At 68.9% G+C, this 13,591-nt stretch carries 15 protein-coding genes; 5 read left to right on the top strand and 10 right to left on the bottom strand.

What is annotated here, in order from left to right:
* Positions 1-185: 185 nt before the first annotated feature.
* Positions 186-356 (top strand): hypothetical protein, encoded by a 171-nt coding sequence (locus tag MFF01_RS10005; RefSeq protein ID WP_238224590.1) that lies wholly within the window; start codon positions 186-188, stop codon positions 354-356.
* 15 nt (positions 357-371) lie between these two features.
* Here MFF01_RS10005 and MFF01_RS10000 read toward each other — a convergent pair whose 3' ends face one another.
* Positions 372-935 (bottom strand): GNAT family N-acetyltransferase, encoded by a 564-nt coding sequence (locus MFF01_RS10000; RefSeq protein WP_238224587.1) that lies wholly within the window; start codon positions 933-935, stop codon positions 372-374.
* Positions 936-1,056: 121 nt separating this feature from the next.
* Positions 1,057-2,223 carry a type III PLP-dependent enzyme gene (locus MFF01_RS09995; protein ID WP_238224585.1) on the bottom strand — a complete coding sequence of 389 codons (1,167 nt, stop codon included), beginning with the start codon at positions 2,221-2,223 and terminating at the stop codon, positions 1,057-1,059.
* 669 nt (positions 2,224-2,892) lie between these two features.
* Between MFF01_RS09995 and MFF01_RS09990 the strand changes: the two genes are divergently transcribed.
* The gene (locus MFF01_RS09990; protein ID WP_238224583.1) at positions 2,893-4,485 is read left to right on the top strand and encodes an OpgD/OpgG family glucan biosynthesis protein; all 1,593 of its coding nucleotides are present in this window, start codon (positions 2,893-2,895) and stop codon (positions 4,483-4,485) included.
* Positions 4,482-4,994 (top strand): GNAT family N-acetyltransferase, encoded by a 513-nt coding sequence (locus MFF01_RS09985; protein WP_238224574.1) that lies wholly within the window; start codon positions 4,482-4,484, stop codon positions 4,992-4,994. The genes MFF01_RS09990 and MFF01_RS09985 overlap by 4 nt, the downstream gene beginning before the upstream one ends.
* Before the next feature lie 75 nt (positions 4,995-5,069).
* Here the strand turns inward: MFF01_RS09985 and MFF01_RS09980 are convergent, their stop codons facing one another.
* From MFF01_RS09980 to MFF01_RS09960, 5 genes are all read right to left on the bottom strand, one after another.
* Entirely contained in the window at positions 5,070-5,309 is a 240-nt protein-coding gene (locus tag MFF01_RS09980; protein WP_238224573.1) for a hypothetical protein, read from the bottom strand.
* A 106-nt stretch (positions 5,310-5,415) separates the two neighbouring features.
* Complete coding sequence (glyS, locus tag MFF01_RS09975) at positions 5,416-7,539, bottom strand: glycine--tRNA ligase subunit beta (protein WP_238224571.1); 2,124 nt, start codon at positions 7,537-7,539, stop codon at positions 5,416-5,418.
* Positions 7,540-7,585: 46 nt separating this feature from the next.
* A complete protein-coding gene (locus MFF01_RS09970; RefSeq protein WP_238224569.1) occupies positions 7,586-8,416 on the bottom strand; it encodes an EamA family transporter in 831 nt (276 codons plus the stop codon).
* Between the two features lie 19 nt (positions 8,417-8,435).
* Positions 8,436-8,885 carry a YqhG/Tai3 family protein gene (locus MFF01_RS09965; protein WP_238224567.1) on the bottom strand — a complete coding sequence of 150 codons (450 nt, stop codon included), beginning with the start codon at positions 8,883-8,885 and terminating at the stop codon, positions 8,436-8,438.
* 123 nt (positions 8,886-9,008) lie between these two features.
* Positions 9,009-9,938: a glycine--tRNA ligase subunit alpha gene (locus MFF01_RS09960; RefSeq protein WP_238224565.1), complete on the bottom strand. Its 930-nt coding sequence runs from the start codon at positions 9,936-9,938 to the stop codon at positions 9,009-9,011.
* Positions 9,939-10,138: 200 nt separating this feature from the next.
* Here MFF01_RS09960 and MFF01_RS09955 point away from each other — a divergent pair, with 200 nt between their 5' ends.
* On the top strand, positions 10,139-10,378 hold the full coding sequence (locus tag MFF01_RS09955; protein ID WP_238224557.1) for a hypothetical protein: 240 nt from the start codon (positions 10,139-10,141) through the stop codon (positions 10,376-10,378).
* A gap of 31 nt (positions 10,379-10,409) precedes the next feature.
* Here MFF01_RS09955 and MFF01_RS09950 read toward each other — a convergent pair whose 3' ends face one another.
* The 3 genes from MFF01_RS09950 to MFF01_RS09940 form a co-directional block, all read right to left on the bottom strand.
* Positions 10,410-11,270 (bottom strand): S49 family peptidase, encoded by an 861-nt coding sequence (locus MFF01_RS09950; RefSeq protein WP_238224555.1) that lies wholly within the window; start codon positions 11,268-11,270, stop codon positions 10,410-10,412.
* Between the two features lie 72 nt (positions 11,271-11,342).
* Entirely contained in the window at positions 11,343-12,125 is a 783-nt protein-coding gene (locus MFF01_RS09945) for a tRNA1(Val) (adenine(37)-N6)-methyltransferase (RefSeq protein ID WP_290346104.1), read from the bottom strand.
* Complete coding sequence (locus MFF01_RS09940) at positions 12,106-12,330, bottom strand: putative signal transducing protein (protein ID WP_238224551.1); 225 nt, start codon at positions 12,328-12,330, stop codon at positions 12,106-12,108. The genes MFF01_RS09945 and MFF01_RS09940 overlap by 20 nt, the downstream gene beginning before the upstream one ends.
* 228 nt (positions 12,331-12,558) lie before the next feature.
* Between MFF01_RS09940 and MFF01_RS09935 the strand changes: the two genes are divergently transcribed.
* Positions 12,559-13,578 (top strand): polyprenyl synthetase family protein, encoded by a 1,020-nt coding sequence (locus MFF01_RS09935; RefSeq protein ID WP_238224549.1) that lies wholly within the window; start codon positions 12,559-12,561, stop codon positions 13,576-13,578.
* Positions 13,579-13,591 lie beyond the last annotated feature (13 nt).

Below are 13,591 nucleotides of genomic sequence, written 5' to 3'. Positions count from 1 at the left end.
TGGCGGCTGGCGTCCGGCGGGTCAACCGCGGACCGCCAAATGCTAACGCGCGGTGAAGCCGCCCATGCTCTCACCGCAGGGTCGCATCCCATCCCCCGGGATTGCGGGCCCACGGCAGCACGCCGGTATTGCACTGCAACAAAGCCGGAGGATGCGCCGCTCCATCGACGCCGAGGACCCCAACCATGCTCGCTCTCCTGACCCCGAACCTGCCCGCGCAGGCCGATGAGCCCATCGATCGCGATCCCGGAATCATTACCTTGACCGCCACCCTGCTGCGCGCCCTGAACCGTCAGACGGATGCCGCCTTCCGTCGACGCTGCAACTTGGCCGGACGGACCAACCCCCTTCGCTGAGAGGCGTCGCTCGCCTCAGGCTACCCGTCGTCGCGACGCCGCACCTGCGTCGCCGAAGGCGGTGAGCGGGATGTCGGCCTCGTCCCATGCCCCCGTCGCGCGGACGATTCCGCAGGCACCGTCCAAGGCTGCGGGCCGCAGATTCAGACCGAGGAACCGCTCGCGCTCGAACGGTCCCGGCATGGCCAGACCGGCCGCCAGCGTCTGGCTGAAACCAAAGCGTGCGTAATACGGCGCGTCTCCGATGAGGAGCACTGCGCCATGGGCGAGTGCTCCCGCCCGTGCCAGGGCGTGGCGCATCAGGCTGGCGCCGAGGCCAAGGCCCTGGACATCCGGATCGACCGCGAGGGGCCCGAGGAGAAGGGCCGGACGGTGCGAGCCCGCCTCGACGTGCCAGAGACGGACGGTGCCGACCAAACGGCCCTTGGACTCCGCCGTGAAGGCCAGCCCCTCGGCCGGCAGCCGTCCCTCGCGCAGGCGCTCGGACGTCTTCAGGCGTCGGGCCTCGCCGAAGCACAGGTCGAGCAGATGCTCGCGGGCGACGATGTCGCCGGGGCGTTCATGGCGAATCTGAATCACGGCCACACCCTTTCCCGAAGCTTGGGCGGGGGACGAACGATCCTCGCATCGGGCGCAAGCCCTCAGTCCGGGATGGAGGTGTCCGGACGGCCGAGAACCGGCCGTCCGATGCGCGCAGCGCTCAGATCACGAACTGCTGCAGGGGCGGGAAGCCGTTGAACGCCACCGCCGCATAAGTGGTGGTGTAGGCGCCCGCGCCTTCGATCAGCACCTTGTCGCCGATGGAGAGGGAGACCGGGAGGGGATAGGGTGCCTTCTCGTAGAGCACGTCGGCCGAATCGCAGGTCGGTCCTGCGAGGACGCACGGGCTCATGCGGTCGCCGTCGTGCTCCGTGCGGATCGCGTAGCGGATCGACTCGTCCATGGTCTCGGCCAGCCCCCCGAACTTGCCGATGTCGAGGTAGACCCAGCGGATCTCGTCCTCGGCGTCCGACTTCTTCGAAACCAGCACGACCTCGGCCTCGATCATTCCGGCGTTGCCGACCATGCCCCGGCCCGGCTCGATGATGGTCTCGGGCAGGTGGTTGCCGAAATGCTTGGTGAGCGCCCGGAAGATCGCGTCGCCGTAGGATTCCACGCCCGGCACCGCCTTGAGATACTTCGTCGGGAAGCCGCCGCCGAGGTTGACCATGGAGAGGGTGATGCCGCGGTCGGCGCAGTCACGGAAGATCGTGGCGGCGGAGGCCAGCGCCCCGTCCCAGGCTTCCGTGTTGCCCTGCTGCGAGCCGACATGGAACGACACGCCGTAGGCGTGCAGGCCCTGGCGGCAGGCGTGCTCCAGCACGCCGACGGCCATTTCGGGCACGCAGCCGAACTTGCGCGACAGAGGCCACTCGGCTCCGGCGCCGTCGCAGAGGATGCGGCAGAACACCTGCACGTCACCGGCCTTCACACCCACGGCTTCGGCGGCGCGGGCGATCTTCTCGACCTCGGCCTCGCAATCGACGGCGAACAGGCGCACGCCGAGCTTGAGCGCACGGCCGATGCAGCGCTCCTTCTTGATGGTGTTGCCGAACGAGATCCGGTCCGCTGTCGCGCCGGCGGCCAAAGCCATCTCGACCTCGACCACGGAAGCCGTGTCGAAGCAGGAGCCCATCTCGGCGAGCAGGCGTAGCACCTCGGGGGCGGGGTTCGCCTTCACGGCGTAGAACACCCGGGTGTCCGGAAGCGCCCTGGCGAACGCGGTGTAGTTGTCGCGCACGACATCGAGGTCGAGGACCATGACGGGACCTTCGTCCTGGCCCATGTCGCGGCGCGCGCGCAGGAAGTCGCGGATGCGATCGGTCATGCTGTTTCCAACCCACAGGTTCGCGAGCGCCCTCACACGGGGGCGCGCTGTCGAATGTCTGGACGGCGCGGAGCCGTCCGGCGTCTGGGGGCGCTGCGCCACGACACGCCGCGTGCTTTGGAGACACGCGAGACATCGTGGGCGCGAGAGCACCCGGAAGCTGCCTTGGATTGGAAGGGAGATCCCCACCGCACGCCGGGCAAAGAGAAACAAGCCTCTTCGGTGCCGGCCTTTGGAGGGCCGACGAGACCAAAAAAGCCCGTTCGTCGTTGCTTTAAGCTGCGTCCCCCGTGGAGAGCGGGGTTCGCCGGTTTCGCCTCCGGCTGCCGGTTGTTGTCGGGGTCCGGTGTCGCCACCTGGATGCCGGCCGGGGGGAATCCACCCCTTCGACCATCGATCCTTTAAGACCCCTGGCGGCTGTCCGGCAGTTGGCCGGATGCCCACCAACCGACACGCGGCCACAGGCACGTGCGAAATTGGGCAGGCGCTACATACCGTCATCGCCTTCCGCCGACAAGGAAAAACGCGCTTTTTTCAACCGCGACGGGGTCGCAGCCCCGGAATGTTGCACAAACGCCGCGCCGGGCCGGACAGCCTCTTTCCAAGCCCCGGCGGACACGCCATCAAGCGGGCGATTCGCCGTTCGACGGTCTCATCAGGGCGCAGAGCATGACAGAACCGAACCGCCGCGCCGTCGTCGCAGGACTGGCCTCAGCAAGTCTCGCCTCCGCAGGCGTCGCTGCCACCGGTCTCTTTGCCGCCTCGGCCGGCGCCCAGGAGGCTGCTGCGAAACCCTTCGGCTTCGCCGATGTCGAGCGACGCGCCAGCGACCTGTCGAAGGTCCCGTACGCCGCGAAGGCGCCGCCCCTGCCGGCTCCCATCGCCAAACTCGATTATGATGCCTGGCGCGATATCCGGTTCAAGCCGGAGAAGGCGCTCTTCGGCGCCGAGGGCAGCCCGTTCCGGCTGCAGCTGTTCCACCTCGGCTTCCTCTACGACCGCCCGGTGACGGTGAACCTCGTGCGCGGCGGGGTCGCGACCCCCATCGCCTATCAGGCCAGCCTGTTCGACATGGGCCGAACGAAGCTCGACAAGGCGCTGCCGGTGGATCTCGGCTTCGCCGGCCTCCGAATCCATTCCTTCCTCAACAGCCCCAGCGTCCTCGACGAACTCATCGTGTTCCTCGGCGCGAGCTACTACCGCTTCCTCGGCCGCGACGAACTCTACGGCCTGTCGGCGCGCGGACTGGCCGTGAACGTCGAGGGGCAGGGCGGTCCGGAGGAGTTTCCGGTGTTCCGCGAGTTCTGGGTGACGATGCCTGAGAAGAACGCCGATGCGCTGGTCATCGATGCGCTCCTCGACAGCCCCGGCCTCACCGGTGCCTTCCGCTTCACGGTTCATCCGGGCGACGAGACCACGGTGGCCGTGCAGACAACGCTCTATCCGCGCACGGAGCTGACAACGGTCGGGCTCGCCCCCCTGACGTCGATGTTCTTCATCGGCGAGAACGACCGGCGCCATTCCGACGATTACCGGCCCGAACTCCACGATTCGGACGGGCTGCAGATCGCGACCGGCAGCGGCGAATGGCTGTGGCGCCCCCTCGACAACCCAAAGGACCGGCGCATCTCGAACTTCATCGATACGGACCCGAAGGGTTTTGGACTGCTCCAGCGCGACCGGCGGTTCGATACCTATCAGGACCTTGAAGCTTCCTATCACCGCCGGCCCGGCTACTTCGTCGAGCCCGTCGGCGCCTGGGGCGAGGGGGCCGTGATGCTGATGGAACTGCCGACGGACACCGAGACCAACGACAACATCGTTGCCTGCTGGCGCCCGCGTCGGCCTTACGCGGCCGGCGAGGCGGTGCGCCTGTCCTACCGCGTGCGCAGCGTCGGCGGCGCGCCGCTCCATCCCGGCGGCCGGGTGGTCAACACCTTCGCGGCCGCGACGGTCGCGAGCGGCACGGCCAAGTCAGAGGAGGCGAAAGGCGCGCTCAGTCGGCGCTTCCTCGTGGATTTCGCCGGGGGCGATCTCGCCTATTACCGCGCCGATCCCGGCCGGGTGGAGGTGATTGCCAGCGCGTCGAACGGCAAGGTCACGGCGACGTCCCTCGTGGCGAACGCGCATACGGGCGGCCTACGGGCGGCCATCGACGTCATGGTCTCCGCCCCCGGGCAGGCGACGGACCTCCGGGCCTTCCTGCGGGCGGAGGGTCGTGCACTGTCGGAGACCTGGACTTATCCCTGGATCGCCACGTGAGCGTCGCCTTGCAGGAGCGCGCCGTCACGCCGGAGATCACCATCCGACAGGCCCGCATCGAGGACCTCGACGCCCTCGTGGCCCTCGAACACGCCGCGTTCTCCATCGACCGGGCGGAGCGCCGCGCCATCCGCCACGCCATCCGCTCGGCCAGCATGACGCTGCTGGCGGCCCTTGCCGATGACGGCGACGGGCGGGAGGTGCTCGTAGGGGCGGCGACCCTGGAGCGCCGCAAGGCCAGCCGCAACGCGCGCCTGTCTTCCATCGCCGTGTCGCCCGCCCGCACCGGGCTCGGCCTCGGACGCCTCATCCTCGACGCGGCCGAGGCGGATGCCGCCGCCCATGGCTGCACGCACCTGCGGCTCGAAGTCCGTGCCGACAACGGCGCCGGCATTCGCCTGTACGAACGGCGCGGCTACACGCGCTTTGCCGTGCTGGCGGACTACTACGAGGACGGGATGGAAGCTTGGCGCTACGTCAAGGCGCTGTCGACCGGCTCAGAAATGTGAAAACCCGCCCCGGCATAAGCTGGGACGGGTTTCAACACGTCGATCAGGAAACGCGAGAACGTCCGACGCGACCGATCAGTCGCAGACTTCCTTCGTGACCGTCTTGCGGTCTCCGAGGTCGTTTTCCTTCGTCACGGTCTTCGAGGCGCAGCCGTCACCGGACTCGCGGGTCTCGACGGTCTTGCGCTCACTGGCGGGCCGCTCGACCACCACGTCCGGCGCATCGCGGCGGATGATCGTGGTCTCGGCCTGGGCCAGGGCCGGCGCGCCGACGAGGAGCGCCAGGGTGGCGACGGCGAAAAGGCGATTGCGCATGGGGGGTCTCCGTGTCGAAAACGTCGGCTCCCAACGATGAACCAAGCGCGACCGTTCCCCGATCGGAGTCAGTTTTTGCGCAATCCTCCGAAGGTTCGAAGCGTTCTCAGCCTTCGATGCGCGAGAAGTCAGCGACCTCGCGGGTCGCCGCCCGCAAGGCATTGAGGAGGGCAAGGCGGTTTTCGCGCAAGGCCGGATCGTCCGAATTCACCGTCACCTTCTCGAAGAACGCATCCACGGGCGCGCGAAGGGTCGACAGTGCCTGCATGGCGCCGGCAAAATCTTCTCGCTCCACCGCGGCCGACGCGGCTGCGCGCGCCGCCACGAGGGCGTCGGACAGGGTGCGTTCCTCGGGCTCGCCCCGCGCGGCCAGGGCCGCATCGGGCGCGGCCTCGTAGGACCGCCCGTCCTTCTTCTCCTCGATGCGCAGGATGTTGGCGGCGCGCTTGTAGCCGGCGAGGAGGTTCTTTCCGTCGTCGGTCTCCAGAAACTTGCCCAGGGCCTCGACGCGGCGGACCACCATCAGGAGGTCGTCCTGCCCCGGCAGAGCGAACACGGCGTCGATGAGGTCGTGCCGGGCGCCCTGATCGCGGAGATAAACCTTTAGGCGGTCGGCGAAGAAGGCGAGGAGATCAGGGAGATAGTCACCCTCCAGCCTCTCAGGCGCAGCAACGCTCTTTTGCGACAATCCGAAATCCGCGGTGCCGAAATACTTTATCAGGGGCAGTTTGATCTGGCGTTCGCTGATCAGCCGGATGACGCCCAGTGCCGCGCGACGCAAGGCATACGGGTCTTTGCTGCCCGTGGGCTTCTCGTCGATAGCCCAGAACCCAACGAGTGTGTCGAGCTTGTCGGCGAGTGCCACCGCCACGGCGACGAGATCGGCCGGCACTCGGTCGGACGGGCCGACCGGCTTGTAGTGCTCCTCGAGGGCTGCGGCGACGCTCTCGTGCTCGCCCTGCAGCGCGGCGTACTTGCGACCCATGAGCCCCTGAAGCTCGGGAAATTCTCCGACCATCTCGGTGACGAGATCGGCCTTGGCCAAGCGCGCGGCGCGCTCGGCCAAGTCGGCATCGGCACCAACACGGGGCGCCAGTTCGCGCGCCAGGGCGGCGATCCGCTCCACGCGTGCGCCCTGCGTCCCGAGCTTCTCATGGAACACGATGGTGTCGAGCTTCGGCAGCCGGTCTTCCAGCTTGATCGCCTTGTCGGTCTCCCAGAAGAACTTCGCATCCGACAACCGCGCCCGGACCACACGCTCGTTGCCGGCGGTGATGGCCAGCCCTCCGTCGCTAGCGACGAGGTTCGAGGTCAGGATGAAGGCCGGGGCCAAGCGGTCGCTGCCGGCTTCGCGCAGGACGAAACATTTCTGGTTCGCGCGGATCGTCGCCCGGATCGCCTCGGCGGGGATGTCGAGGAAGGCGGCGTCAAAAGTGCCCAGAAGCACCACCGGCCATTCCACGAGGCCGGCGACCTCCTCGAGCAGGCCCTCGTCCTCCACGAGTTCGAGGCCGCGCGCGAAGGCGAGGTCGCGGGCGTCGTGCAGGATGATGTCTTTCCGCCGGTCGGCGTCGAGGACCACCTTGGCGCGCTCCAGGGCCGCAACGTAATCGTCGAAGCGGCGGACCTCGATGGCCTCGGGCGCGAGGAAGCGGTGACCGTAGGTGGTGGTGCCGGCGGCGATCCCGTCGACGCTGAACGGCACCACGTCGGGCGTCTCGGTCTCAGGACCGAAGGTGGCGACGATGGATTGCAGGGGCCGTACCCAGCGCAGGGCACCGGGTTGGGCCGAGGCCGCGCCCCAGCGCATGGATTTCGGCCACGGGAAGCTGCGGATGATCTGCGGCAAGATCTCGGCGAGGACGTCGAGGGTGTCGCGACCGGGCTTCTCGATGACGGCGACGTAGAACTCGCCCTTCTTCGGGTCGGAGACGATGGTCGCCTGATCGAGGCTCGTGAGGCCCGCGCCCTTCAAGAAGCCCTGCACGGCCCCGTCGGGTGCGCCGACGCGGGGGCCCTTTCGCTCCTCGCGCACGTCCTTGCCGCGCGCCGGCAGGCCGGCGACATGCAGGGCGAGGCGGCGCGGCGTCGCGAAGGCCTTGGCGCCGTCGTAGAGGAAACCGCGCTCCACCAGGGCGTCCGTGACGAGCTTTTTCAGGTCCTCCGCCGCGCGCCGCTGCATGCGGGCGGGGATTTCTTCGGAGCGGAGTTCAAGGAGCAGATCGGGCATGGGCTGGCAATAAGACGGGCCGAACGGGGTGTCGAGGGGGCGGCCTTCAGCCCGACAGGGCGAGGCAGGCGGCCCCGAGGGTGATGGCGCAGCAACTCGCCAGACGCCGCGTCGTCAGCGGTTCGCTGAGGAACAGCCAGCCGATCACGGCGGCGAACACGACGCTCGTCTCGCGCAGGGCCGACACCGCACCCATGGCGTCGTGCTGCATCGCCCAGATGACGATGCCGTAGGCGAGGATGGAGGCGAAGCCGCCCCCGAGGCCGGAGACGGCTTGGCGCGCCGTCGCACGCGGAAGGCCCCGCGACCGGACGACCACGAACACCGGCAGGACGAGGCACCAGGAGAGCGACATCGTGGCCGTGTAGGCGACGGCATCGCCCGCGAACCGTACGCCGAGGCCGTCCACCACCGTGTAGCCCGCGATGAACACGCCGGTGAGCAGGGCCGCCGGCAGGGCTCGCAGATGGAAGCCCGCGCGCAGGGTGAGGGCGACGATGCCGGCCGAGACCAGCCCGATGCCGAGGCAGGCGGCGAGGCCGAGGCGCTCTCCGGCCACGAGGGCGGCGGCACTCGCCACGAGGACCGGCGACGACCCCCGGGCGATGGCATAGGTCTCGCCGAGTTCGCCCGCGCGATAGGTCGCCGTCAGGGCGAGCATGTAACCGAGGTGGAGCACGCCCGAGGCGGCGGCATAGGGCCAGCTCGCGGGGTCCGGCAGGGGAAGGGCCATCAGCGCCACGGCGGAGGCGGCCGCCATGGCGAGGCACATCAGGGCGGAGGCCAGCAGCCGGTCGAGGCCGCCGCGCAGAACGGCGTTCCAGCTCGCGTGGAGGGCGGCCGCGAACAGAACCGCGACGACGACGGGCGGACTCACGATCTCGGCCTGGACGCGTTCAGTGGATGTCGCCCTTCAGGAGCGCCGACAGCAGCCAGCTCGGCTCGCCGAGGGACCGGACGTCGTCGATGCGCCAGGCGCCATCCTCGCGAACCACCGTGTAGACGAGGCGCTGCGGGCGGTCGTCGACGAGACTGACGTCGACGTCGGCGCGCGTCGGGCCCGACCGGGTCTCCACGAAACTGAGATCGGCGGTGACGTCGCGGGCCACTGGCTCGTGGTTCAGCCGGTAGTCGAAGGTCAGGGCACCACCGGATGGCGGTCGCGCGGCGGCGGCGGCGAACAGACCGCGCAGGCGCGTGGTTTGAAGGTCGGACGCGCCGGCACGGGGCTCGGCGTAGAGGCGGCGAACCACGTTGACCGGGGTCTCCTCCGCCAGGACGGGCGTCGCAAGGATCGCGAGAAAGAGAGCGATGGCACTGACCCGACCTGACCATCCCGCCCGCATCGGCCGTCCCCGTGACGTGTCGGACCAGCAGGTTGATCCCGCTGATCCTTGGATATCGAAGGGATCATCCCTTCGGCGTGTGTCGGGCAGAGCCCGACAGTTCGAAACAAGGCCCCTTGCGGATCAGGCCGCGCCGCCGCCGGCCGTGCGGAGGTAGGCCGCACCGCAGGCTTTGGCCAATTCACGCACCCGCAGGATATAGCTCTGGCGCTCGGTAACCGAGATCACCCCGCGCGCGTCGAGGAGGTTGAACACGTGACTCGCCTTGATGCACTGGTCGTAGGCCGGCTGCGCCATCCGGTGCGGCCCGGCCTCGTCCGCCGGTGCACCAGCGTCGAGGTAGGTCCGGCACGCCTTCTCGGCATCGGTGAACTGGCGAAACAGCATCGCCGTATCGGCGGCCTCGAAGTTGTGGCGCGAATATTCCTGCTCTGATTGCAGGAACACGTCGCCGTACGTGACCTTGTCGGCGCCGGTCCCGCCGTTGAAGTTCAGGTCGTAGACGTTCTCGACGCCCTGGACGTACATGGCGAGGCGCTCGAGGCCGTAGGTGAGTTCGCCCGCCACGGGCGCGCATTCGACACCGGCCACCTGCTGGAAGTAGGTGAACTGGCTCACCTCCATGCCGTCGCACCAGCATTCCCAGCCGAGGCCCCAGGCGCCGAGCGTCGGGCTCTCCCAGTCGTCCTCGACGAAGCGGATGTCGTGGAGCTTGAGATCGACCCCGATGGCATCGAGGGACGCGAGATAGAGTTCCTGCAGGTTCGGCGGGTTCGGCTTCAGGATTACCTGAAACTGGTAGTAATGCTGCAGCCGGTTGGGATTCTCGCCGTAGCGCCCGTCCTTCGGGCGGCGCGACGGCTGGACGTAGGCCGCCTTCCAGGGCTTCGGCCCGAGGGCCCGCAGGGTGGTCGCCGGATGGAAGGTGCCCGCGCCCACTTCCATGTCGTAGGGCTGCAGGATCACGCAGCCCTGCGCGGCCCAGAACCGCTGCAGCGTCAGGATCAGCCCCTGGAACGAGGTCTGGGGCGCGAGATCGACGGCGCTCGACATGGGCAATCCGGTCCGTGAAAGGGCGGCCAGCGTTTAAGAGGCGGGTCGAGGGTGTCAAGCGAGGCCGATTCACCGCCACACGCATTTTCGCCGCATTCGCCCGACCAGGCCGGAACTGTCACGCTCCCTGCCAAGTTGATCCAGCAATCACGCAGTCTTTACCGTCGTCATCGGACGGACATCAGTTGGATCAACGCGCCATGCGCTCGTCTTTCGCAGTCTTCGCCGCCCTCGCCGCCGCTTCCCTCGCGGCAACCCCCCTCGTCATGGGCGCCTCCAACGCCTTCGCGACGCAGGACGGCACCCATGCCGTGCAGATGCCGGCGGTGGTCACGCCCATCGACGTCGTCACCGTGCCGGCTCCCGTGCAGGCCGAGACCTGCACCCGCAAGGTTCGGATCGTCTATGCCGGCTATGGCGGCGGGAACTGCGCACGCTAAGGCTGTTCCGCGCCTCTAGGGTCAGGTGCTTTCACAAGCCGTAGCGTGCCCAGGCGGCACGCTCTTCGATGACCGCCAGGGCCTCGCCGGCGAGGCCGGCGGTGCTGCCGGGTCCGGCCCGGCGTAGAATCCGCGCGATGAGGGACCCCTTCTTCTCCGCGATCATGACGAGCTGAACCTCCGCACCGAAGCGCGCCCGCAAAGTCGTGCGTGTATCGCCCAAGCCGTCAACGAGGCCGAGGCGCAGGGCCTGGCGGCCGGTCCAGACGGCGCCGGTGAACAGGTTCTCCCCCTCGGGATCGAGGCTCGGGCGCCGGCCGCGCACCAGGGTGGTGAACAGATCCTGCACATCGGACTGGATCCGCTTCAGGCGTGCGATGTCGTCGGGGTTCTCGGGACGGAACGGATCGAGCATTGCCTTGGCGTCGCCCTGGGTGTGGACGCGGCGGTCCACGCCGAGCCGCTCGATGAGTCGATCGAACCCGAAGCCCGCCGACACGACCCCGATGGAGCCGATGAGGGACGTCGGGTCGGCCACGATCTCGTCGGCGGCGCAGGCGATCATGTAGCCCCCGGAGGCCGCCACATCCTCCACGAAGGCATAGACCGGCAGGGCTTTCTCCGCCGCCAGCGCCCGGATCCGCTGATGGATGAGGTGCGACTGGGCCGGCGACCCACCGGGGGAATTGATCACCAGGGCCACCGCCGCGACATGCGGCGTGGCGAAGGCCCGTTCAAGGGGACCGGCGAGGCCCGCGATGGAGAGCCCCGGCCGGAACGGCGACACCGCACCGATGGCGCCGTCGAGGCGCAGGACGGCGACTCGCGGCTTACGCTTGCGCCAGCGCGCCGGAAGAAGCGACCGCAGGCCGGTCGGAATCGTGAACGCCATCGTGTCTCGCTCGGTGAGGCTGAAGCAGGGTCCCGCCAGAGATGGGGCGCTCCGACGGCGCCGCCAGCACAATCAGGGTGCGTCGTCGTCTCCGATCCAGGTATGTCCCGCATGGAGCGCCGCGGCGAACGGCGTGAACGACCCGTCCGCGTCGTGGAGCACGAGGGGGGGCAGCAGGGTGAACGGGGCCCGGCTTCCCTTCACGGCGGAGATCAGCACGCGAATCGCAGCCGCACCGGCTCGGGGCTGGACCGGCCGCACGGCGATGGCCCCGAATCGCCCCCGCAGGGCATCGAGGCACTCGGGCAGGGCATCGGCGCGGTGAATCATCCCGAGGCGACCCCGGGGGCGAAGGATCTCGACGCAGGTCCGCAGCCACCCGTCGAGGCTGCCCGGCGCGAAGGTATGGGCCGTGGCCTTGCCGGAATCAGGGGAGGCCCGGTGCCGTCCGGCCTCGAAGTAGGGGGGATTGGTCAGGACGAGATCCGCGAGGTCCGGACCGAGACCGGCGGTCCGGCGGGCGGCGCCCCTCGAGAGCACGTCCGCCTCGATGACAACGGTTCGGTCCTCCAGGCCGTTCAGGGCCGCGTTGGCCCGGGCGAGGCCAGCGAGGTCAGGGTCGCGCTCGACGAGGACGACGCGGCAGTCTGGCGCGCGGAGGGCGACGGCGAGTCCCACCGCCCCCGTCGCGGCGCCGACGTCGCAGATCGTCAGGCCCGGCTTCGGTCGGATGAGACTCGCGAGCAGCACCGCGTCCGTGCCGGCTCGGTGGGCGCCCCGCCCGGGTTGCTGGAGCCTAAGGCTGTCGCCGAGCCATGCGTCGGGCGGCCGAGTCTCAGGCGTCACGCAGTTCATGGGCGAGGCCCGCCTCCGTGAGCAGGCGCCGCGCCTGCGCGGCGTGGTCCGCCGGGACGAGGAGGCGCCGCGCGAACGCTCCGATGGAGCCCTCCAGTCCGCTCATATGCCCGTCCGCCACGAAGGCCGGGATCTCGGCCCCCCTGAGGAGGGATTCGGCGAAACCGATGAGGACGATGTCGTTGCTGCGGATGAGTTCGGTCATCACGGTTTCCGGGAGAGACGGTCGGTGGACGACGTGGGGCAGGGATGACCAGGGCCGACGAATCGTACGCCACCGGAAACCTTGCGGCATGGTGCGTGTTGCAGCGTCTCCGAGCCCATGCGATGGGGTGCCGCACGGAAGTCGGTCACGCAAGACGGGTTTGGTATCGAGGTCTGCCGCTTCCGGCCGATCCGCACCGGATGCGTCGAGTTGGGAGGCAACGGGGTTTTGGGCGTCGTAATACCCTTGGATGAAAGCCGTCCCGATCCGGAGGCGAGCCTCACGGACCTCGTGGCCCTCGTCGCCACGGGCATGGAGCGCGTGAACGCGACCATCCTGTCGCGCACCGGCTCATCGGTTCAGATGATCCCCGAAGTGGCCAATCACCTCATCGCGTCGGGCGGCAAGCGTCTTCGCCCGATCTTGACCCTCGCGACGGCCGACCTGTGCGCCTATGCGGGCGACGGCGCCGTCAAGCTCGCGGCCAGCGTCGAGTTCATGCACACGGCGACCCTCCTGCACGACGACGTCGTGGACGAGAGCGACATGCGCCGGGGCGCCGTGGCGGCCCGGATCAAGTGGGGCAACGAGGCCAGCGTCCTCGTGGGCGATTTCCTCCTCGGTCAGGCGTTCCGCATGATGGTCGAGGTCGGCTCCTTAAGGGCCCTCGACATCCTCTCGGCCGCCGCCACGGTGATCGCCGAAGGCGAGGTGATGCAGCTCGCCGCCGCGAAGAACACCGAAACGACGGAGGACGAGTACCTCGCCGTCATCCGCGCCAAGACCGCCGAGCTGTTCGCCGCCGCCTGCGAGGTCGGGCCGGTGATCGCCGAACGCCCCCGAGCGGAGCAGGCGGCGTGCCGCGCCTACGGCATGAACCTCGGCATCGCCTTCCAGCTCGTGGACGATGTGCTCGATTACGGCGGCACCAGCGTCAGCCTCGGCAAGAACGTCGGCGACGATTTCCGCGAGGGCAAGATCACCCTGCCCATCGTGCTGGCGTTCCGGCGCGGTACCGAGGAGGAACGCGTCTTCTGGAAGCGCGCCCTCGAGGACGGGGACGTCTCCGAGGACGATCTCGCCACTGCGCTCGCCATCCTGCGCCGCCATCGCGCCCTCGAGGACACCCTGGAGCGCGCGCGTCACTACGGCGCCATGGCGCGGGATGCCCTCGCGCTCTTTCCGAAGAGCCCGATGAAACACGCTCTGTTGCAGGTGGTGGATTTCTGCATCGCCCGCGCCCACTGAGCGTGCGCGTGAC

Origin of the sequence: Methylobacterium adhaesivum (genome assembly GCF_022179065.1) — a bacterium.
GTDB lineage: Bacteria > Pseudomonadota > Alphaproteobacteria > Rhizobiales > Beijerinckiaceae > Methylobacterium > Methylobacterium adhaesivum.
The sequence above is the reverse complement of the archived record's forward strand: the minus strand, read 5'-3'. Positions and strand labels throughout refer to the sequence as shown.

Excerpts from the sequence above, each read along its gene's own strand:
- MFF01_RS10005 (WP_238224590.1), top strand. The coding sequence starts at position 186 with ATGCTCGCTCTCCTGACCCCGAACCTGCCCGCGCAGGCCGATGAGCCC.
- MFF01_RS09995 (WP_238224585.1), bottom strand. The coding sequence starts at position 2,223 with ATGACCGATCGCATCCGCGACTTCCTGCGCGCGCGCCGCGACATGGGC.
- MFF01_RS09990 (WP_238224583.1), top strand. The coding sequence starts at position 2,893 with ATGACAGAACCGAACCGCCGCGCCGTCGTCGCAGGACTGGCCTCAGCA.
- MFF01_RS09980 (WP_238224573.1), bottom strand. The coding sequence starts at position 5,309 with ATGCGCAATCGCCTTTTCGCCGTCGCCACCCTGGCGCTCCTCGTCGGC.
- glyS (WP_238224571.1), bottom strand. The coding sequence starts at position 7,539 with ATGCCCGATCTGCTCCTTGAACTCCGCTCCGAAGAAATCCCCGCCCGC.
- MFF01_RS09965 (WP_238224567.1), bottom strand. The coding sequence starts at position 8,885 with ATGCGGGCGGGATGGTCAGGTCGGGTCAGTGCCATCGCTCTCTTTCTC.
- MFF01_RS09960 (WP_238224565.1), bottom strand. The coding sequence starts at position 9,938 with ATGTCGAGCGCCGTCGATCTCGCGCCCCAGACCTCGTTCCAGGGGCTG.
- MFF01_RS09955 (WP_238224557.1), top strand. The coding sequence starts at position 10,139 with ATGCGCTCGTCTTTCGCAGTCTTCGCCGCCCTCGCCGCCGCTTCCCTC.
- MFF01_RS09950 (WP_238224555.1), bottom strand. The coding sequence starts at position 11,270 with ATGGCGTTCACGATTCCGACCGGCCTGCGGTCGCTTCTTCCGGCGCGC.
- MFF01_RS09945 (WP_290346104.1), bottom strand. The coding sequence starts at position 12,125 with ATGAACTGCGTGACGCCTGAGACTCGGCCGCCCGACGCATGGCTCGGC.
- MFF01_RS09940 (WP_238224551.1), bottom strand. The coding sequence starts at position 12,330 with ATGACCGAACTCATCCGCAGCAACGACATCGTCCTCATCGGTTTCGCC.